This is a genomic window from Lutispora thermophila DSM 19022 (assembly GCF_900142105.1).
GTDB classification, from domain to species: Bacteria; Bacillota; Clostridia; order Lutisporales; family Lutisporaceae; genus Lutispora; species Lutispora thermophila.
In genome coordinates this window covers 47,135-67,768 of record NZ_FQZS01000013.1, presented here as the reverse complement: position 1 = coordinate 67,768, position 20,634 = coordinate 47,135, and the positions used below count along the sequence as shown (strand labels likewise).

General features: G+C 35.6%; 24 protein-coding genes and 1 riboswitch. Of the genes, 8 read left to right on the top strand and 16 right to left on the bottom strand.

Annotation, left to right across the window (positions count from 1 at the left end; genetic code table 11):
* Position 1: 1 nt before the first annotated feature.
* Together BUB48_RS10340 and BUB48_RS10335 are read left to right on the top strand one after the other, a co-directional pair.
* Complete coding sequence (locus BUB48_RS10340; RefSeq protein WP_073026162.1) at positions 2 to 436, top strand: threonine/serine exporter family protein; 435 nt, start codon at positions 2 to 4, stop codon at positions 434 to 436.
* On the top strand, positions 433 to 903 hold the full coding sequence (locus BUB48_RS10335) for a GNAT family N-acetyltransferase (RefSeq protein WP_073026161.1): 471 nt from the start codon (positions 433 to 435) through the stop codon (positions 901 to 903). Before BUB48_RS10340 ends, BUB48_RS10335 begins: the two co-directional genes overlap by 4 nt.
* Here the strand turns inward: BUB48_RS10335 and BUB48_RS10330 are convergent.
* Together BUB48_RS10330 and BUB48_RS10325 are read right to left on the bottom strand one after the other, a co-directional pair.
* Positions 898 to 1,767 (bottom strand): radical SAM protein, encoded by an 870-nt coding sequence (locus BUB48_RS10330; protein ID WP_073026160.1) that lies wholly within the window; start codon positions 1,765 to 1,767, stop codon positions 898 to 900. The two genes, BUB48_RS10335 and BUB48_RS10330, sit on opposite strands and share 6 nt — an antisense overlap.
* Before the next feature lie 262 nt (positions 1,768 to 2,029).
* On the bottom strand, positions 2,030 to 2,452 hold the full coding sequence (locus BUB48_RS10325) for a carboxymuconolactone decarboxylase family protein (RefSeq protein WP_073026159.1): 423 nt from the start codon (positions 2,450 to 2,452) through the stop codon (positions 2,030 to 2,032).
* 140 nt (positions 2,453 to 2,592) lie between these two features.
* Here BUB48_RS10325 and BUB48_RS10320 point away from each other — a divergent pair, with 140 nt between their 5' ends.
* On the top strand, positions 2,593 to 3,027 hold the full coding sequence (locus tag BUB48_RS10320) for an Lrp/AsnC family transcriptional regulator (protein ID WP_073026158.1): 435 nt from the start codon (positions 2,593 to 2,595) through the stop codon (positions 3,025 to 3,027).
* Positions 3,028 to 3,113: 86 nt separating this feature from the next.
* Here BUB48_RS10320 and BUB48_RS10315 read toward each other — a convergent pair whose 3' ends face one another.
* Positions 3,114 to 3,710, bottom strand: a complete 597-nt coding sequence (locus tag BUB48_RS10315) for a hypothetical protein (RefSeq protein ID WP_073026157.1) — start codon at positions 3,708 to 3,710, stop codon at positions 3,114 to 3,116.
* A 102-nt stretch (positions 3,711 to 3,812) separates the two neighbouring features.
* Between BUB48_RS10315 and ltaE the strand changes: the two genes are divergently transcribed.
* Positions 3,813 to 4,838 (top strand): low-specificity L-threonine aldolase, encoded by a 1,026-nt coding sequence (gene ltaE / locus BUB48_RS10310; protein ID WP_073026156.1) that lies wholly within the window; start codon positions 3,813 to 3,815, stop codon positions 4,836 to 4,838.
* A 46-nt stretch (positions 4,839 to 4,884) separates the two neighbouring features.
* Here ltaE and BUB48_RS10305 read toward each other — a convergent pair whose 3' ends face one another.
* From BUB48_RS10305 to BUB48_RS10295, 3 genes are read right to left on the bottom strand one after another with little or no spacing between them, the layout of a single operon-like run.
* A complete protein-coding gene (locus BUB48_RS10305; protein WP_175548407.1) occupies positions 4,885 to 5,889 on the bottom strand; it encodes a FecCD family ABC transporter permease in 1,005 nt (334 codons plus the stop codon).
* On the bottom strand, positions 5,879 to 7,147 hold the full coding sequence (locus tag BUB48_RS10300; protein ID WP_073026155.1) for an ABC transporter ATP-binding protein: 1,269 nt from the start codon (positions 7,145 to 7,147) through the stop codon (positions 5,879 to 5,881). Before BUB48_RS10300 ends, BUB48_RS10305 begins: the two co-directional genes overlap by 11 nt.
* A gap of 19 nt (positions 7,148 to 7,166) precedes the next feature.
* The gene (locus tag BUB48_RS10295) at positions 7,167 to 8,096 is read right to left on the bottom strand and encodes an ABC transporter substrate-binding protein (protein ID WP_084524482.1); all 930 of its coding nucleotides are present in this window, start codon (positions 8,094 to 8,096) and stop codon (positions 7,167 to 7,169) included.
* 97 nt (positions 8,097 to 8,193) lie between these two features.
* Positions 8,194 to 8,367, bottom strand: a riboswitch (cobalamin riboswitch).
* A gap of 194 nt (positions 8,368 to 8,561) precedes the next feature.
* On the opposite strand from BUB48_RS10295, the gene BUB48_RS10290 reads away from it, so the two are divergent.
* Together BUB48_RS10290 and fba are read left to right on the top strand one after the other, a co-directional pair.
* Positions 8,562 to 9,599: an HD-GYP domain-containing protein gene (locus BUB48_RS10290; protein ID WP_073026154.1), complete on the top strand. Its 1,038-nt coding sequence runs from the start codon at positions 8,562 to 8,564 to the stop codon at positions 9,597 to 9,599.
* 83 nt (positions 9,600 to 9,682) lie between these two features.
* Entirely contained in the window at positions 9,683 to 10,612 is a 930-nt protein-coding gene (gene fba, locus BUB48_RS10285; RefSeq protein WP_073026153.1) for a class II fructose-1,6-bisphosphate aldolase, read from the top strand.
* Between the two features lie 403 nt (positions 10,613 to 11,015).
* Here the strand turns inward: fba and BUB48_RS10280 are convergent, their stop codons facing one another.
* From BUB48_RS10280 to BUB48_RS10260, 5 genes are all read right to left on the bottom strand, one after another.
* Positions 11,016 to 11,735 carry an HAD family hydrolase gene (locus BUB48_RS10280; RefSeq protein ID WP_175548406.1) on the bottom strand — a complete coding sequence of 240 codons (720 nt, stop codon included), beginning with the start codon at positions 11,733 to 11,735 and terminating at the stop codon, positions 11,016 to 11,018.
* Between the two features lie 2 nt (positions 11,736 to 11,737).
* Positions 11,738 to 12,244, bottom strand: a complete 507-nt coding sequence (locus tag BUB48_RS10275; RefSeq protein WP_073026151.1) for a hypothetical protein — start codon at positions 12,242 to 12,244, stop codon at positions 11,738 to 11,740.
* A 16-nt stretch (positions 12,245 to 12,260) separates the two neighbouring features.
* Positions 12,261 to 12,899 (bottom strand): J domain-containing protein, encoded by a 639-nt coding sequence (locus tag BUB48_RS10270; RefSeq protein ID WP_073026150.1) that lies wholly within the window; start codon positions 12,897 to 12,899, stop codon positions 12,261 to 12,263.
* Entirely contained in the window at positions 12,883 to 13,767 is an 885-nt protein-coding gene (locus BUB48_RS10265) for a DUF5685 family protein (RefSeq protein WP_073026149.1), read from the bottom strand. The genes BUB48_RS10270 and BUB48_RS10265 overlap by 17 nt, the downstream gene beginning before the upstream one ends.
* A 229-nt stretch (positions 13,768 to 13,996) precedes the next feature.
* On the bottom strand, positions 13,997 to 14,404 hold the full coding sequence (locus BUB48_RS10260) for an ATP-binding protein (RefSeq protein WP_073026148.1): 408 nt from the start codon (positions 14,402 to 14,404) through the stop codon (positions 13,997 to 13,999).
* Positions 14,405 to 14,695: 291 nt separating this feature from the next.
* Here BUB48_RS10260 and nhaC point away from each other — a divergent pair, with 291 nt between their 5' ends.
* Complete coding sequence (nhaC, locus tag BUB48_RS10255) at positions 14,696 to 16,141, top strand: Na+/H+ antiporter NhaC (RefSeq protein WP_073026147.1); 1,446 nt, start codon at positions 14,696 to 14,698, stop codon at positions 16,139 to 16,141.
* A gap of 261 nt (positions 16,142 to 16,402) precedes the next feature.
* Positions 16,403 to 16,834 carry a putative ABC transporter permease gene (locus tag BUB48_RS10250; protein WP_242944198.1) on the top strand — a complete coding sequence of 144 codons (432 nt, stop codon included), beginning with the start codon at positions 16,403 to 16,405 and terminating at the stop codon, positions 16,832 to 16,834.
* A gap of 32 nt (positions 16,835 to 16,866) precedes the next feature.
* On the opposite strand, the gene BUB48_RS10245 is transcribed toward BUB48_RS10250, so the two are convergent.
* From BUB48_RS10245 to rpmA, 5 genes are all read right to left on the bottom strand, one after another.
* Positions 16,867 to 18,093 carry a hypothetical protein gene (locus tag BUB48_RS10245; RefSeq protein ID WP_073026145.1) on the bottom strand — a complete coding sequence of 409 codons (1,227 nt, stop codon included), beginning with the start codon at positions 18,091 to 18,093 and terminating at the stop codon, positions 16,867 to 16,869.
* 148 nt (positions 18,094 to 18,241) lie between these two features.
* Positions 18,242 to 18,535: a ribosome assembly RNA-binding protein YhbY gene (yhbY, locus tag BUB48_RS10240; protein WP_073026144.1), complete on the bottom strand. Its 294-nt coding sequence runs from the start codon at positions 18,533 to 18,535 to the stop codon at positions 18,242 to 18,244.
* A gap of 58 nt (positions 18,536 to 18,593) precedes the next feature.
* Positions 18,594 to 18,779, bottom strand: coding sequence for a hypothetical protein (locus BUB48_RS10235; protein ID WP_073026143.1), 186 nt, complete (start codon positions 18,777 to 18,779; stop codon positions 18,594 to 18,596).
* 23 nt (positions 18,780 to 18,802) lie between these two features.
* Complete coding sequence (gene obgE / locus BUB48_RS10230; RefSeq protein ID WP_073026142.1) at positions 18,803 to 20,080, bottom strand: GTPase ObgE; 1,278 nt, start codon at positions 20,078 to 20,080, stop codon at positions 18,803 to 18,805.
* A 271-nt stretch (positions 20,081 to 20,351) separates the two neighbouring features.
* Positions 20,352 to 20,633 carry a 50S ribosomal protein L27 gene (rpmA, locus tag BUB48_RS10225; RefSeq protein ID WP_073026141.1) on the bottom strand — a complete coding sequence of 94 codons (282 nt, stop codon included), beginning with the start codon at positions 20,631 to 20,633 and terminating at the stop codon, positions 20,352 to 20,354.
* Position 20,634: the final 1 nt, after the last annotated feature.

Sequence of the window (20,634 nt, the reverse complement as noted above, 5' to 3'; positions counted from 1 at the left end):
CATGAAAGGAATAATTCTTGCGTTTTTGGGCAGTTTCTGCCCTGCATTACTGTTCAATATTGAAAAAAATAAATTAATATGGGCTGGAATATGCGGTGCCACTGGTTGGACAGTTTATAACAGTATTTATTCCTATTCTGGCAATAAGATTTATGCTGCTTTCATTGCATCTGTAGTAATCAGCCTTATCAGTGAAATTATGGCTAAATTGCTGAAAACTCCAGCTACCGTATTCAATGTCCCTAGTTTATTTCCTATTGTACCAGGCGTCTCTGCATATTATACCATATTATATATAATCGAGAATGATTTGACTGCTGCCGCATATAAAGGAATTGAGACTCTTGGCATAGCAGGCGCTATAGCTTTTGGAATAATACTGGTTTCAACGATTTTCAGATATATAAATACCAGGAAAAGGAGGAAGGCTATATGAGAATAAGATCCATGGAATCAAAAGACATAGCTGCCGTAAGAGAACTCATAGATTACTGCAAACCACTAGATTTGCATACACCTTTTACATATTGGATATTATCGGAGTATTTCAACAATACCTGTTTCGTGTTGGAAGATGAAGATGAAATCGTAGGCTATACTGGAGGTATGAAAAGCTCTTCCATGGATAGGACTTTCTATCTGTGGCAAATAGGTTTGATGCCTGATTATAGAGGCAAAGGATATTTCAATATGCTGATGGACCAGATTATTAATGAGGTAAAAGCTATAGGTTGCAAATTTCTGGAGTTCTCTGTTCTCTCAGATAATTATCAGAGCATCAATGCTTTTTCAAATTATGCAAAAAAGAAAGGCCTACCTATAGAAAAAAGAGGTAGCCTCAGTTTTTATGATAAGCTTACAGATGAAGAATGCAAAGAGGATATTTATAGGATTAGCCTATAATCCTCTTAGATACTCATCCTTAAAGTTAACTTGACCTTCTATGGCCTCATTGAGTTGCTTGATAAGGATCTCTTTATCTTTGTTCAACGTACCTTTTAAGGACAAATAGTTTGACGCATGGTTGCTTCTGAAAACACAACCTTCTGCATCTAAGTTTTTCAACAGTTCAAGAGTCTCTATTGCAACCTCCTGGGGAGTCAACAGCTCAAATTCACCCTTTTCCACTTCATCATACAACTTTGTACCTGGTTCTATCATAAGGGTTAGCAATCCTAAATAATCTGGCTTCATCTTGCTTATAGCTTTAGCTGATTCTAACGCATGCTCTTTCCATAGCTTTGTTCCCCCTAATCCAGAAATCAAAGTTACAGAAAGAAGTATACCCGCATCCTTTATCTTTAATACTGCTTTTACTATATCTTCAGAATCAGCACCCTTGTTTATGTGAGCCAATATTTTATCACTGCCTGATTCCAAACCCAGGTAAGCAATTCCTAGTCCTGCTTCTTTAAGAAGCTTTAGTTCCTCTTGTGTTTTAATCATTATACTTTTGGGAGAAGCATAAATACCTACCCTCTCGCACTCAGGAATCCATTTCTTAATAAACTGAAGTATCCTCAGCAATTCTGCTGTTTTTATCATTAGTGCATCCCCATCGGCAAGAAACACTCTTTTTATGCTCTTATAGTACATCCTTGATTCTCTAATATCTTCTAAAATCTCTTCTGTCTTCCTTATTCTAAACTCTTTGTCCTTATACATGCTGCAAAAACTGCATTTATTGTGGGAACAGCCTATAGTGGCTTGTATAATTAGGCTCCATGCCTCACTAGGTGGTCGATATATACTGCCTTCGTATCGCATAGTTTCACTTCCTTTAATGCTTATTGTAACTGCTTCAGGATTGACAATTAAAATCTTTATTCTGTAATCAAGAGCAATACAATTATATCACAAATCTGTACTTGTCAATCAGTCTTTTTGCATCATCTTCTGCTATCATCATTCGTTATACCCAAGCAGGAAGTGAACTTCACCGATATTGAAATTTAATTTACTCTTCCATATAAGATAGCCATGTATCAATAAAGTATTGATTTTCAAGATGGCGTTATTGAGGTTTTGTCTAATTTCCTGTATTCTGTGGTTTTAACTTCATCATTGCACCAAAATACTGTTGGGCAGTAATAAAAGTAATAAAGGCACAAAGCTCACTTATTTCTCCTTCAGAAAAATATCCCTTCAATATTTCAAAAGTAGAATCTGAGATATCTCCTTTTTGCTTTAAGAATACTTCTGCAAAGCCTATTGCAACAGATATTTTTTCATTGAATGTATCAGGATCGGGTTTTCCTTTTGCTTTACAATATTCACAACCATTGCCTTGTGCTAATGTTCTTCTAACTTGCTCCTTCAATTCCGATGATAGAAGCCCGTCTTTTTCTAATACTTCACCTAAATGTGACCACGCTTCCATCACCTCTTTGTTATGCCCTAAAAGCTTTTGAAAAGGTGTACTTCCATAAACTGATTCACCAATTCTTGCCATATTATTTTACCTCCTTGCAATATTAACAATCTTGTAGTATTAATAATAAAGAATAAAATCATCTAATTCCATTAAATTTATAATCAAAATATTATACTTTACTTAAAAAAATAAACAAAATAGGAGGATTTGCTTTAAAAATGAAAATAGATGATATTGATAAAAAAATTTTAGAAGAGTTAAGTGAGAATAGCCGTTTATCCATGAGTGAACTTGGGAGAAGAATTAATCTTTCTTCCCCATCTGTAACTGAAAGAGTAAGGCAAATGGAATCATTTGGTATAATTAAAAAATACACCTTAGAAATTGATTATGAAAAACTAAGATTTCCTATTCAATGTATAGTAGAAGCAACAGTTAAAAATGGAGACTATAAATCCTTTAAAGATTTTATAGAAAGTCTTCCAAATGTAGAGTTTTGTTACCGTATATCCGGAAAAGCATGTTATATGCTTAAACTGCAATTTGAGAGCTTTACAAAAGCAGAAGAGTTCATCAATTCTGTAAGTCCATATGCATCTACAGTAACGCATTTCATTTTTTCTAAAGTTGAGACAAAGTTAAAATTTAACTAATCTGAGACATTGGGGACGGTTCTCCGTGTCTCAATAGGAATCGTCCCCTATATTTTATTGAGACATCGAGAACAGTCCCCGATGTCTCATTTGATGTTGAAGGATTGAATAATCCTGTTGAACATAAGAGGATAATATCTCCTCCAATCCTCTTCGTCTGTAAAAAAACTGGCTCTGTATATCCTTCCATTGCCTCCATCCAGAAATGCTTCATAAGCTTTTATGTAGCCTTCATTGTCTTTTGCTCTTGAATATCTTATCAAAAAACCTTTCTTTCTGTTAACCGTTATCTCTCTTTCATCGTACTCCTTAAATTCTACAGCTCCTACCGCTGCTTTCTTAGATTCTTCCAAGAATTCCGCTAAGGGCTTTTCCATCTGCCATACTTGTATGAAACCATGTATTTTCTTATTGGGGGTCATAAAATTCAGATTATAAATTATTTCTCCTCCAATAAACTTCTGTTCCCAAGAGTTCCAGGATGATGGTATTGAAAATCTGAAACTCCCATCCAGAACTTCATAGCTTTTATATCCTTGCTTTTCTATCTTTTGCATTTCAATATTTGCCTTAAATACTTCCACTGTGTTGTATATCTTGTTGAAAAAAGTCATTGTGAAAACAAAAATGAAAGCAATAACAGCTACATATAAAACATATCGTTTGCTGATATAACTTTTCATTTATATCCCCCCTTTTTACTATTTGGTTTCTACATAATAAATATGACAGATTCAAATGGATAATGTATAATATAGCCATAATTTGATTGGAGGTGTGATTCCTTGAGGTATATAGATTTGAGAAGCGACACGGTAACCATGCCCACTGAGGAAATGAGAAAAGCAATGTTTGAAGCAGAAGTTGGCGATGATGTGTATGGTGATGATCCTACTGTAAATGCATTGGAAAAAATGGCAGCTGAAATAGTAGGCAAGGAAGCTGCCCTATTTGTTGCCAGCGGCACCATGGGCAATCAACTGGGTGTCATGACTCATACTATCAGAGGAGATGAAATAATTTTAGGTGAAAATGCACATATAGCAGTCCACGAAGTAGGTGCTACAGCAGTGCTATCCGGAGTACAACTTCGAACCATAAAAAGCAAAGACGATATACTTTATCCGGAAGCTGTAGAAGGAGCTATAAGAGTTGATGATATACATGAACCCAGAACAGGTCTCATCTGCCTTGAAAACGCTCTTGCCAACGGAACTGTTGTTCCTCTGGATGTAATGAAAGGTGTATATGATGTGGCTAGACTTCACAACATACCTGTCCATCTGGACGGTGCCAGATTGTTTAACGCAGCCACAGCACTAGGATGTACTGCGAAGGATATAACACAGTATACAGACTCAGTTCAGTTTTGTCTCTCAAAAGGCTTATGCGCTCCTGTAGGCTCCATACTTGCAGGTACAAAAGAGTTCATAAACAAGGCAAGAAAGAACAGAAAGCTTCTTGGCGGAGGTATGAGGCAAGCAGGTTTTCTGGCTGCAGCAGGCATAGTAGCCCTTGAGAAAATGACCAAGCGTTTGGGTGAAGACCACGAAAATGCTAAATATATGGGTAAAAGGCTTTTGGAAATACATGGCATAGAACTGGACCTAGATAAAATTCAGATAAACATGGTGTTTTTCAAACTGAACCGTCCAGATTTTGATTCCAATAGTCTCGCATCTAAACTCTTTGAAAGAGGCATTAAAATAAATGGCCCTGAAGGTGGTTTTTTCAGATTTGTAACAAACAATGATGTCAGCAAAAAGGACATAGATTTTGTAATCGATACCATGAAAGAAATCTTATCATAAATGAAGGCAAAAAAGAACTCCTTGCGAGTTCTTTTTTTAATGACCATTATGCACCCTTTGATTTTTGTTTTCTCAATAAAAATACGAAGAAAGGGCCTCCCATTATTGAAGTCATAACTCCCACAGGAATTTCTGCCGGTTGTATGATAACCCTGCCTATAGCATCTGACAGCATCAGCAATGACGCCCCTAATATAGCACTATATGGTATAAGCCTTCTGTAATCTGCACCCCATATGAGCCTTACTATGTGGGGTGCTACCAAACCCAGGAACCCTATGGTTCCACCTGTTGATACCACAGCTCCTACTATAATGGAACACACAGTAAGCAATATATATTTGAGCCTTTCAACATCAACTCCTATATAATGGGCAGACTCTTCACCTAGAGACATGATATTCAGCTCTCTAGCAAAAATATTGAGTATTAAAACTCCCGGCACAATTAAGCAACTTGAAAATATAAACTTCTGCCATGTTGCTGAGGATAAACTGCCCATTGTCCAGAAAACTATGTGTTCTACTTTATTACTGAACAATAACATAATAAATGATATAAGAGATGATATGAAGTAACTCACAGCAACTCCAGATAGAAGCAGTGAATTTATGGATACCTTATTCTTGGTTTTTGACAGATAATACACAAAAAACAGGGTTGATATGGCTCCTAAGAAGGCAAATGCACCTGTTGTGGCATAACCAAATACTCCAACACCTGTAACTATTGAAATGACTGCTCCTAAAGCAGCTCCTGAAGACATACCCAACGTATACGAATCCACCAAAGGATTCTTGAATATGCCTTGCATTACTCCTCCCACAGCAGACAATCCTGCGCCTAATACCGCTGCAATCATAACCCTGGGCAATCTGATATCCATAAGAATAATTTGATTATCTGTGCTCTCTCCTAGGAAAATGATTTTTAATATCTCCTCTAATGGTATATCAACAGCACCAATCCTTACTGAAATAATAAAACAGATGAAAAACACCATTAACAATATATTAAAGGATATTAATCTGTTTATAATTTTATTTGTCATGATTCTCATCTGCCTTTATAAGTATTTCTTTCAATTGTTCTTCTTTAATCTGTATAACATTAGGCCTGTCAATGAGTTTGTTATAAATGCTCAAAGCCTCTCCATTGGTATAATCCCTTTGTTCAAAACTTCCATTCTCCACAATATATATTGTTTTATCCTTAAGTCTATCCTCAATAAGCATTTTAAGATTTCTGATGTTTGCCTTGCTGAAATATACGGGTAAAAGAACAAGAACATTGGCAGACAAGGCTAATTCCAAATTTTTATCATAAGCTTCCTGTGAAATAGCCATAAACGGAGTTTCTTCAGCCACATCCAATTCATATTCTTTTGATATGGTCCAGTCAGAATCTCCTATGTTCAGTACTCCTGTCGATATGGTGAAACCTGCTGCTGCCAGCTCCTGAATAAGTTTGACTCCAGTTCCTCCACCGCATATAATATGAACTGCGAAATCTCTTTTCTTTTTCGGTATTGTGGATATGGGATATATATAAGTTTTTCCCGTAGCCGGATTTATGCTTATGGAAACATTGGTATTAAAAACACGGGCAATATTTTCTATTGTTAGAACTTCTGCCGGCTCTCCTTTGAAAAAAACTTCTCCGCCTTTCAGCATAACAATATAGTCACTATAGGCAGATGCCATATTAAGGTCATGAAGCACTGCAATAGAAGTCAGCCCTTCCTCCAATGTCATTTTCTTCACCAGATCAAGTATCTCCACTTGATACTGCAAGTCCAAATGCGATATAGGCTCATCCATAAGCAGCACTTTTGGCTGTTGGGCCAATGCTTGGGCAAGTATGACCCGTTGCTTTTCCCCGCCGCTTAATTCATTGAAATTCCTATTGGAGAACTCCATTATATTGGTATATTTCATGGCTCTCTCTGCAATTTTAATGTCCTCTGGCGTTTCACCTTTCAGCCTTTTAACATAAGGATGTCTGCCCATAAGCACTATATCTTTCACCTTATAGTCAAACTCAACAAGTATATTCTGTGGCACTACTGAAAGCCTTTTGCTTATTTCCTTTTGAGATAACTTTGTAATATCATCGTTTCCCAGCATAACTATACCCTTCTGAGGTTTTAAATATCTGGATAGATTTTTCAAAAAAGTGCTTTTGCCTGAGCCATTAGGACCTACGATACTGACAAAGCTTCCTTCCTTTATGCTGAGGTTTATATTCTTCAATATATAGTTGTTTTCATAACTAAAATCTAAGCCTTCTACTCTTACTTCATATTCCATATTAATACCCATCCACTGTTTAGAATGAATCACTGTGCAAAGCTTTTGCCATTTCTCTGATTGCCTCAACTACTCTTGGACCTGGTCTTGAGACAATATTGTCATCGGACATTACATGGATGTTTCCTTCCCTAATACATGGAAGTTTGCTAAATAGTTCATCTTTCATTATATCTTCTTTTCTCATGCCTTCGTCAGTAGAATGAAAAGCAGCAATTAATATATCAGGATTTTGCTTAAGCAACTCCTCAAAACTATATTGGCCCCAACCTGTTATTTCCGTTGCGACATTTTGTCCTCCTGCTATTTGTATTATCTCATTGATATATGTTCCTTGGCCTGCAGTATATAACGGATCTTTCCATACCAAATAAAATACTTTTTTCCTTTCTTTGCCCATAACCTTGTTTTCTATTTCCTCTATATCTTTGTGTATATTGTTTATTATCTCTTCTGCTTCTGTTTCTTTTCCTACAAGTTTACCTACCATCGCTATAGAATCATATATTGACTCTACATCAGCGGCCTCCGTTGAGGCAACAGGAATGTTCAATCCCTCAAGAGCCGCCATCAAATCCTCTTGTATGTATCCTCCTGCTAAAACCAAATCAGGATTCATCTTCTTAATCAATTCAATGCTTGGATTATCAAAATCACCAATTTTATCTATCTTTTTTGCTTCTTCTGGATAATCACAAAAACTGGTTACTCCCACTAATTTATCTCCTGCTCCAAGGGCAAACATAATTTCTGTATTGGTAGGTGATAAGGATACTATCCTCTCCGGTATCTTATTCAATACCACTGTTTTACCTTTAATGTCCGTTATCTCTATTTTAGCTGTTTCTTTATCATTATAACCGCTTTGCCTTGACTGGCAAGAAGTAAAAGTAAGAAGCAATATTAGTGTAAGTGTTATTATGGCAATTTTTTTTATTTTATTCATCATTGGCACTCCTCCATTATATATTCAAATAAAACAAAAACCCTTCTCACATGAGAAAGGAGCAATATAAACAATTCACCTCCCCATCACTCGTAGGCAAGCTTAAATAATAGATCAGGCAGGTTTCCTGGCTATGGTTCACAGCTGCCTAGGCCTTCCCGATTAAATCAGTGGCATTTCTAGACCGCTCCCCCTCACAGTGGCGGGACCGCATGGGATTCTCACCCATTTCCCTTTTAACTGCATATGCAGCACCTGAACTTTTATATTCTTTTTACATCGTTATTCTAGCATATCATTAGACTATTTACAACAAATTAGATTTGAAACCTATGCAATTATAGGCTAAACTATATTTTTATTATCTATAATAAGAGTTTTTGAAAAATTTGTATTATTTAGTTGCATATGCTATAATATTGTTAATATATGTCTGACTGATGTAATTATTATGATTGGGGTGAATCTATGTCAAATGTGGTTACTATTGATGTAAAATCTTGTAAGCCAGGAATGAAAATTTCAGAAGAAATCATAAATAACTATGGAGCTATCTTAGTGCATAAAGAAACCATATTGGATAATTACACTGTTCATAAACTGAAGAGCCTTGGCATAGACAAAATTAAAGTATATGAAGATTATGAACTAAAACCCAATGAACTTAAGGATAACTCAATTGTATACGAAGAAAAAATGAATGAATTCAAGACTATAATAAAGGATTTAGGCATTGGAAAAAAATTGGATACATTAAAGGTGCAAAAAATTGTTTCTGATCTAAATGAAAACTTTACATCCATTAATGATATAATTACAAATCTAAAAACCAATAGATCAATTGACGAGTATACATATTCTCATAGTTTAAATGTTTCTCTTCTCTGCTCCCTTATAGGAAACTGGTTAGGCTTAAGCCCAGTACAAAGAAGAACCTTATCTTATTGTGGGCTTCTTCATGATATAGGAAAATCTAAAATACCTAATGAAATTTTGTATAAGCCTGGTCCATTAACCTCCAGCGAATTTGAAGAAGTCAAAAAGCATTCAGTTTATGGTTATAAGATACTAGAAGGCAACATAGCAATAAGTAAAGATGTTTTGTTGGCTGTACTAATGCATCATGAAAGAGAAGACGGCAGCGGTTATCCCCTTGGATTAAAAGGTGATAAAATAAGCTTTTATGCAAAAGTTACTGCAATAGCTGATATGTTTGACGCCATGACTTCAGACAGGGTATACAAAAAACGTCAAACTTGTTTTGATGTATTTGAGTTGTTTGAAAGGGAGTATTTGACGAAGTTCGATACAAATATACTCCTCACTTTCCTCAACAGAATTTCAAGCTATTATGTTGGAAGCAATGTAATGCTTAGCAACGGCTCATATGGTGAAGTTGTATTTATAGACCAGAAAGCCATATCAAGGCCCATTATTAAATTGGAAGACTCATCAATAGTAGATTTGAGAATAGAAAAAGGACTGCGAGTTGAAGAGGTATTCTAATATAAGTACAAGCGTATATAACTAAATATCAGAATATCTGATATAATAGTATTGTATATGTATTTATATGAGGAGGTAATGTAATGCCTTTAGTTACATCAAAGGAAATGTTTAGAAAAGCATATGAGGGGCAGTATGCTGTAGGAGCATTTAATGTAAATAACATGGAGATTATTCAAGGTATTGTGGATGCTGCCAAAGAGGAACAGGCTCCACTAATACTTCAAGTATCAGCAGGTGCCAGGAAGTATGCAAAACATATTTATCTTATGAAGTTAGTTGAAGCTGCTGTGGAAGACAGTGGATTATCCATTTGTCTTCATCTGGACCACGGAGAAGATTTCGAGATATGTAAAGCTTGCATAGACGGTGGTTTTACATCAGTTATGATCGACGGTTCCAAATATCCCTTTGAGGAAAACATTGCTTTAACCAAAAAGGTTGTAGAGTATGCACATGATAAAGGTGTTGTAGTAGAAGCAGAGCTTGGAAGACTTGCAGGAATCGAAGATGCTGTGAATGTTAGTGACAGAGATGCAACCTTCACAGATCCGGACCAAGCAGTAGAATTTGTTGAAAGAACAGGTGTTGATTCATTGGCCATAGCTATAGGAACCAGCCATGGTGCTTACAAGTTCAAAGGCGAGCCAAAGCTTGACTTCGAAAGGCTTGAAAAAATAAGCGACATGCTTCCCGGTTTTCCATTGGTGCTTCATGGTGCATCTACTGTACTTCCGGAGTTTGTAGAACAATGCAATACATATGGAGGTAATGTAAAAGGAGCACAAGGCGTTCCTGAAGAAATGCTTTTGAAAGCAGGAAAATATGGAGTCTGCAAGATCAATATAGACACAGATTTGAGACTGGCAATGACTGCTTCCATAAGAAAATATCTGTATGAAAACCCAAGCGAATTCGATCTTCGCAAATATTTAAGCCCAGCAAGAGAAGCCATAAAGAATATGGTTAAGCATAAGATGAGGAATGTGTTAAATTGCAGCGGAAAAGCGTAGTATTTTGCTGTGCAGCCTAGGGTATTTCTTTACTGTCCTGTCGCATGCTACGTGTAACGTGCAGCGTGAGGTCAGGATATTCCTCTGGGGTCTTTTACAAGAACACTAGAAGACATAAAAACCCACCAAATAAGACTAAATTATGTATAAATTTAAAACTAAAATAAGCATACATGCATTTGCAAAACAATGTTCACTTGCATATATGCTTATTTTAGTATGTAAAAATATTTCAAACTGAACCCTTTAGTGTATTTTAGTGTAAGCTTAGTGTCCTTTAGTGTTCTAAAAAAGACCTTTCCGTGTTAATCTGTGGTTACCACCGTGTAAATCCGTGTTCTTAAAATGGCCCAGAAGGAATACCCAAACACTAGAGACCAGAGACTGACCTTATAGCAATACCCTAGGCCATGCAATTTGGCAACGCCTTCACAAATTCCAAAAATCCTGCGCTGTCAGATGAATAATCTGGAGCATAGGGACATTCCTTTTCTAATATGCAATCAGTAACCAAATACGTTGTTATACCAATTGATTTTGCTATCATGTCTTCCAACATATCATTGCCTACCATAAGACAATTCTCTGGTTTCTTGTTGTTCAACCTTAAAATATCTTCGTAAAACTTTGGGTTAGGCTTGCAGAACTTGCATATCTCAAAATTAGTTACATAACTGAAATCATTCAAAGTAAATCCTGCCCATTGAATCCTCTTGTCTATCGCAATCTTAGGAAACAATGGATTTGTAGCTATAATTACATCATAGCCTTTCGATTTCAGTATATTTACTGCCCTTACCATATTGTCCATTCTATATGTAGCATCTTTTACCATATCAAACTCTTTTTCGTAAAATTCATCAAAACCGGTCATAAATAAATCCTTTTGATCTTCTCGTATAAGCTGATTAAATTTGTGAAAAAACAAATCCTGATTTAATCTGACACCATCAGAGCTTTTGATCATGTAGACGGTAGCCTCCCAAACTTTTTTGTACAACTCTTCCGGTGAGCAATATTTTTTGAATTTTGATCCAAGGAGATGAAAATATCTGTCTTCAAACTCTTTATAATCCATCCCCAATAAGGTTCCATCTAAATCAAACAATACTGTATCTATCATATTCAATCTTTCCTCCATTTTAGCCTAATCTTATCATAATAATAGAATATTACTCCTGTAAAAATATAATCATAAAGTAAAAAAGCAGGTTGCATTACTATAATGATCCACATGATAGGGAAATCAACATGCACATTTATTGAAAAAAACTTGGCCCATATTATATAAACAAAACCTATTGACATATTAAAGAAAAGCAATTTCATCAATATCTCTATAACTGGCCTTCTTGTCTTTTCTATATAAAACTTTAGCATTGGGTAAAGTCCGAAAAACACAACATAAGGAATTATGCTTACAGTATTTCCAAACATAACAAAAGAAAGCAAAGATGTGGCTCCATATAGCATCCAGGCCTGTCTTATCCCCAACTCAACCAATATAAGCCCGGGAATCATTCCGGCCAAAAAGTACATGGTAAGCTTCATAGAAGGCAGATACAATGCAAAGTATAGGAAAATGAGACTAAGGCCAGTAAAAATTCCTCCCAGTGCAACTTTTCTCCCCAATTTAACCACCACCTTGCTATATGCAGCTTATCAGATCCCCACCCATGCACTCACAGCAGCAGTCAGAGCAAATAAGACATTCACATATACTGCATATATCAGTTCCTCCTGAACTATATCTTCTATTATAGCTATAATTTTGATATCTGTTATTAGCAAAGGCTATTCTGTTTAAGGCATCTCTGTATTCCATATTAGAAGGATCCATATTCACTGCAGTATTTATGCTATTTACAGCCTCATTATACCAACCTTTTCTCATATAAACGAGCCCTCTTAGATAGTACCATTCTGCATTTCTTGTGGATACCTTATTCAATAAGCTCTCTGCAGCTTGAATATTTCCATTCATTATATTCATTCTGATCTGTGAAAACAAGCTTGAATCATTTCCATAACTGCTATTACTGCTATATGAACTTCTATTATTACTGTATTGATGATTGCTATTTTGAGTTCCATTTTTCTCATATTGCTTCATCAAGTAATCATAGGCCTGATTTATCTCTTTTAACTTTTCTTCTGCTAAATCGGAAAGAGGGTTATCGCGATATTGATCAGGATGATATTTTTTTACAAGTTCCTTGTAAGCTTTTTTTATCTCATCAATTGAAGCGCCTTCTCTGACGCCCAGTACTTCATATGGGTTTCTCATTTGTACTGCAGCTCCTTCCTTCTAATACACTCTTTGTTTTCTTCTCCATTCCCAAGTATATTATGTTTTCTATTATGCTTTTATTGTTCATATCCAGCAATTCAAAGGCTGAAGCAGCCTGAGCCAATGCTTGAATCAGATTAAATCCAACTTCTTCTCTTATTTTACTTTTAAATACTTCTGTATCTTCTCCGCTATAGCTATATTGAAGAAGAAGTGGATTATAGTTCTTATTCTTAATATCTTTTTCTATATCATCAAAGGCATCTATAATATAAATCCACTTGCCAATATTATATGCCATCCACTCTACAGCTTTTTTATTATTAACATTATCCCACTGACATCCTAGGCTAATAATAGATTTCACAAGTTCTGCGAAAGGATCTGCTGCTTCATCCATCGAATTGCATTTCCTTTTCTCCAAATCATGTAGCCTTGCAAGGGATTCCTTTATTCTAAGTTCCGATTCCATATTATTTTTTAATGCTCTCTTATACACTGGGATTAATGCCATCTGTCCAATCTTAGACAGAATTTTCTTCTCATCTATCCAATGATCTTGAAGCTTATAATAGGTTAAAATAATATTCATATCAGCTGAAAAATCAACACTCTTGCTGTTTTTTACTAACCATTTCTTTTTTACGGGGTTGGCAATACAACTCTCCCTCTGTAAGCTAATGGATTCTTTATTAACAGAAGAAAGAAATATACCTAGAAAAACAGAATCATAGTTAAGTCCAAGCCTACATAATGGACCAAAGTTTTTGCCCATGGATTTGCATACTCCACAATAATAGGCTCGAAATAATTCATATTCTTTAATTTTCATTTCACCCTTATCGGGTACTACATATCCAAACATTGTTAATCCTGCCTATTATACCATTTGTCTGTTTATTTTACTAAGTCTTTACATTCATCTTGTTAAAATCTTTCATAATTATAACATAACTTAACATACTTTTCAGCAAAAAACAAACACAGGCCAACAACCATACTATAGAAGTATGGTTATTAGCCTGTTCTTTTCAAAATCAATAATTATTTATTACTACATAGTAAAACTTTCTATAATCTCCAGGAATCCTTTCTTAAAAGTATGATTTTAAGAATTCAGGAACATTATTAGGATTTCGGCTCATACTTACAATAAAATCAACTTCAAATTTCTTATTTAGATTTTCCAAATTTTCAACAAACTGTTTTAGACATTCCTCTTCAGCATCAGATATAACCTTTATTCCATCAATAAATATCGTTTCTATATCAAAATTCTGAGATATAACTCCGCACAAAAAACCATAAAAAGCCTTCAAATTCTCAATCTGAAAATCTCCAGCATTGATGAATCGAAGACTTCTATCCAAATCGTACATATGATTTTTATCTCTGTCGATGTACACAACATGCCCTTTTGAAGCTTTTGAAGCCTCATTTGCCATACTGATCATCATTTTTGTCTTCCCGGTGCCCTTCTCACCTACAATAAACTTAACCATTTTAATTACCCCCTAACATATTTTTTTTAGAGATTAATTAGAGCATACTATATTCTGAAGATTATTTCAATTCCTAATTTCCCTAAAAAACAAGTATTTCACAGATTAAATAATATAATCTCCCCATTATTCGTAAAATTAAGAATATGTGCATCATTTGTCAAAAATCAAAAAATAGTCAGGATTTTGCAAAAACTGTTATGTTTTCAGAGAAATTTCACTATTTACATTATTCATCAACTTTGAGATAATAAAAATAAATCAAAATTACCTCAGAAAGGAGTTAAAAGAATGTCCAACAATACAAAACAGAAAAGGGAGGCAACTCTACTTGAAGCAATTATTCCAGTTGTTCTCACTATCGCAATCCTAATGTATAATTTAATCATTGTTGGAGGAGACGTACACATTCCTCTGGTTTTGGGTGGTGCCATAACTGCAATAATTGCAATAGTAAGACTTGGATATACCTGGTCTGAACTTGAAGAAGGAGTTATAGCTACCATCGGAAGCACCATGCAAGCTATTATAATTCTCGCAATCATAGGTATGATCATTGGTACATGGATTCTCGGTGGTATAGTGCCAACTCTTATCTATTATGGTCTACAGGTATTATCACCTTCATTCTTCCTTATTGCATCTTTAATTCTCTGCAGTATAGTATCTCTTGCAACTGGAAGTTCCTGGACCACAGCTGGAACAATAGGTATTGCCCTTATGGGTGTTGCTGCAGGTCTCGGTATCCCCGCTCCTATGGCAGCCGGTGCAATAATATCCGGTGCATATTTCGGCGATAAAATGTCACCTCTTTCAGACACAACCAACTTGGCTCCTGCCATGGCTGGTGCAAATCTTTTCGATCATATCAGACACATGATTTATACAACAGGTGTTAGTTATATTATAGCAATCATAGGTTTTGGTATAATGGGTGCCAGATTCGCAGGCAGTGATCTTGATACATCTGCAATAACTGAATTGTTGGCACTAATGAAAGATAATTTTAATATCAGTCCTTTATTGATACTGGTTCCTGTATTGGTTATAGTTATGGTAGCTATGAAGGTTCCTGCTATACCAGGACTTTTAGCCGGTACAATACTTGGAGGTATCGCTGCAATCGTATTCCAAGGCAAGTCATTTGGAGATGTTTTAGATGCTATGCAAAATGGTGTAGTTTCCGAAACAGGAAATCAAATTCTTGATGAACTTTTAACTCGAGGCGGCTTGCAGAGCATGATGTGGACCATATCCCTCATACTTTGTGCTCTAACCTTCGGTGGAATACTGCAAAAATCAGGCATGCTTGATGTAATAGCTAAGAGAATCCTTGGATTTGCAAAGAGCACAGGTTCATTGGTTGTTGCTACCATTATGACTTGTTTCTTCGTAAACTTCCTGGCAGGTGACCAGTACCTGGCAATAGTATTACCTGGCAGCATGTACAAAGAAGAATTCCATAAGAGAGGTTTAGCACCAAGAAACCTTTCCAGATGCTTGGAGGACTGTGGTACCTTAACTTCAGCACTTATTCCATGGAATACATGCGGTGCTACAATGTCAACTTACTTAGGAGTTCCTACAGTTGAATATATCCCTTACTGCTTATTAAATCTTGTTAACCCTATTGTTTCTATAATATTCGGTTACACCGGCATTACAATGATGAAGCTGGAAGATGATCCATCTGCTCCTGAATACAAAGGGAACAAGAAAGCAACCGCTAATGCTTAATTAATTGCACAAAAAACTCCGCTGAAGAATCAGCGGAGTTTTTTTTATAATCTTTTTAATGCTTTCCGTTAAAAACATTTCAAGAAAGACTTCCTTGATTGTTATAAACGATTCCAAAGGAAGCCTTTCTTATTGTGTAGCAAATTAAAGGCTTAATTGTTATGAAATTGATTCCAACATAAGACTTTCTTAACTGTTGTAGAAAATATATACAAACATATATAGCACAATTGCGTGCATACTAATACCATGAGAGATAAGTTGTTACGATTTGCAGTATATGGCTTAATAGGCTGGTGCCTTGAAATTCTCTGGACCGGTTTAGGTTCCTTGATTCATGGCAATTTAATGCTTTACAGCTTCACCTATATGTGGATGTTTTTTATCTACGGTATGGGAATATTTCTTGAACCACTCCATAATAAAATAAGAAATTGGAATATATACATGAGAGGAGGAGTTTGGGTTCTAACCATTTTCGCCATTGAATACCTATGTGGCTGGGCTTTGGATAGCATATTGGGTCATTGCCCATGGGATTATGGTGAAGGAATACTCTCCATAAATGGCTACATAAGATTGGATTTCACTGTGGCGTGGTTTTTTACAGGTTTACTTTACGAAAAAGTACACGACTTCCTTACAATGCTTCAAAACATATCAAACAATAATTACATGTCTAAAAAAGAATAAAATAGTATGGGCTGTTTCAATAGCTGCTCATGCTATTTTATTCTTGTACAATTCATGGTATCCATAAATTCTTCAATAATTTTTATATGATCCCCTAGAATTATTATGTGATGATTAGCAATAGGATTCTTAAAAAAATAATCTACACTCTCATCCAGTTTTATTTTTAATTGGGTCCTGCACATTTTTGAGTTATTCAAGTTATCTAATATTTCTCCCCTAGACAGAAAATATTTATCTAAGCCTGATCCTCCACATTTAAATAAGGTAACAGTTCCCTTCTTAATTTGCCCTTGAATTCCAATACTTTTTAGCGATTCAAAATGACTTCTTATGATATATTTTTCTGTCAAGGATGTGGCTACCGTACAGTGAGCAAAAATAACCTCATTGGTTTCATGATCAATCAGCGATGGATTTGACATAAATGGATTTTCACCTGTTAAAAGCTTTGCAAGGTACATGGTAAATACTGACTGACTATCTCCTTCACATCCTGCTATAATGCCTTCATCATTAAGCAGAGATACAGCAAGGCAACCTGATATATTATGTCTATCTAGTATATCAAAGCATTTCAATGCCAAAGCATCTATTCTGTTTTTGCTATATACTTCCTTTACCGCTAAATATACTTTTGATGCATCCACAACCTCTTCCCTTGTAGGTTCCTCTATACCTGCTGAATTGTTCACAAACTTATCGGCTATTGTTACTGCTTCATCATACGATACGGTTTTCAACATATCTGATACTTCAGATAACTCAATATTCTTATAGTTTAAGCCCCATTTCTTTTTTACTTCAGAATAGTTTACATCACTTGAAATAAGCCATGAAGATGGAAATCCTACAATACCAATGCTAGACCTTCTTATTTTGTCACTAACGCTGACAATATGACTTAAGACTTCAATTCTTTTTTTAAGGTATTCAGGCTTACCATGAAGTATTTGAGATACACCACCTACACTCTTTATCCATGACTGTATTTCCAAAGAAGCACCTAAAGAATTATGAAGCCCGTCTGTTAGCAATAGTATAGGCTGAGGAAGTTCATCATAGATGCTTCTAAACATCTCTTCTGTTCCCCCTGAAGCTATGAACACCAAAGGAATATCCACATACTCTGCTTCAGCAGGAGTAATAAACCTTACAGAAAAATTCCTCTTTAAATAGCTTATAAGTTCATAATGGGAATTTTCTATCGAAGTTAGATCATGCAAAGCCGCTACTATGGTAACTAATCCTAATTCCATGCTAATCCCCCCTTTACATTCTTCAGTAATCTTTTATGCCTATTGAAAGCTAAATAATGATAATATTATAGGAAACACCATCGAGATGATTAGCAGTATGCTCAGTATCATAGCTATCTTCTTTTTCATTTCCTTATACCAACCTTTCCTATCTCGGTAATTGAATTTGGGGTTTCTCTCTGGATTCCCTATATAATATAAATTTATTTCCTATAACTTGCACTACTTCTGCTCCAATAGCAGAAGCCAAAGCATCAGCTGCTTCCCTCACTTTCAGGGGACAATTATCCAATATCTTGATTTTTATTAGCTCCCTTGACTCCAGGCAGGCATCTATTTCTTTTTCCATTGCTGAAGTTATACCTGATTTTCCTATTTGAAAAACATCTTCCAAGTTATTTGCTAAAGCTCTTAAATAAGCTCTTTGTCTACTATTTAACATAGTACCTCCTAATTAAATATATTTTAAAAGCAGACTTTCGTCTGCTATTATGCACATTTTATAATTCTATTTCTTTTTTTATTTTTCTTCGATGAGTTTCGTAATTAGGATCTCCTTTCTTCCATCCGCTTCTGCTCTTTTCTACATTCTGCACATAATTCTCATTTATAACTATTTGATTTTTTGCTATGCAGAAATATGTTGAAGTATTCTGTTTACAATTTTCACATTGTATGCAGTCCATGATTTTAAATTGACCTCCACTTGTTAATCATAATATTCAAATTCAAGACTACCCATCTTTACAGTGTCCCCATCTCTAATACCCATGTTTTTCAACTCATCGATAATACCCCTCTTTCTGATAACCCGCTGAAAGTACTTGACAGAATCGCTATCATCCATGTTTACTGAAGCTAAAAGTCTTTCCGCTAAAGGTCCTTCAATGATATAGATATCATTTTCTTTCTTAATTGTGAAATCTTTTACATCCGCATATTTATGATACAACAAATCCTTGTCTACTTCAACAATTTCTTCTTCATCTTCAATAGTTTCTAAAATGTTGTATACCTTATCTAACATTGGTTTAATGCCCATCTTGGTTGCACCGGAAACAGGAAACACATCATATCCTTCCTTTGATAGGATATTCTTTACCCTCTCAAAGTTTTCTTCCGAACCTGGTATATCCATCTTATTGCAGGCAACTATCTGAGGTTTTGAAGCAAGCTTTTCACTATATAGCTTTAATTCGTCATTAATCTTCCTGAAGTCTTCAATGGGATCTCTGCCTTCTATTCCTGAAACATCAATCACATGAATTATCACCTTAGTTCTTTCCACGTGTCGCAAGAAATCATGACCAAGTCCAACACCTTCATGAGCCCCTTCTATCAATCCTGGAATATCAGCCATGACAAAACTTCTGTCAGAATCCAGCTCAACTACACCAAGATTAGGCGATAGGGTAGTAAAATGGTAATTAGCGATTTTAGGTTTTGCTGATGTAACTACAGACAAAAGGGTGGATTTGCCAACATTAGGGAAACCAACCAAGCCTACATCGGCTATAAGCTTCAACTCGAGCTCAATCCAAATTTCTTCTCCTTTTTCACCTGGCTGTGCAAATCTTGGAGCCTGTCTGGTAGATGTGGCAAAATGAGCATTTCCCTTGCCTCCTCTTCCACCTCTAGCCACCAATAGTTCCTGCCCGTCATGTCTTAAATCGCCTAAAGCTCTTTTAGTCTCTTCATCATATACTATAGTTCCTACAGGCACTTTTATTATTAAATCCTCTCCGCTTTTACCGTAGCAATTATTTGCTCCACCCATCTGCCCATTTTCTGCCACATGCTTTCTTTTATATCTAAAATCCATTAATGTTCTCATGCTGCTATCTGCAACAAGTATTACATTACCACCGCTGCCTCCATCCCCACCATCCGGACCACCATTAGGTATGTATTTTTCTCTTCTAAAGGATACTCTGCCATCTCCACCGTCACCGGCCTTTACATATATCTTTGCCTTATCTACAAACACAATTCTCACCCCTTATTTCATTATATTTCAGCAGTTTACAGTACTGTCATGCTATATAGTTTCGAAAGCCTCCCAAAATAAAGTCTCGTCAATATTATGGACATATGTATGAGTTTTATCCTAAAGTTCAGAGAGCGCTTTTGCTTCTCTTAATCAAGATTTGCTTAAGAAAGCCATTAGGTCAAGTTAACATTAAGGTGGAATTAAGCTTTTCTATTATTTATAACAAAAAAGGTACAGCCTTGCTGCACCTATATAAATATCTGATTGATTAAGCTACAGGATATACGCTTACTTGCTTCTTATCCTTGCCCTTTCTTTCGAATTTTACAACACCATTTATCAAAGCAAATAATGTATCATCTTTACCTATTCCAACATTGTTACCAGGATGAATCTTGGTGCCTCTTTGTCTTACAATAATGCAACCAGCATTAACTGCCTGTCCGTCAGCTCTTTTTACACCTAATCTTTTGGATTCACTGTCACGGCCGTTTCTTGAGCTTCCTACTCCTTTTTTATGAGCAAACAATTGAAGATTTATGTCAAACATA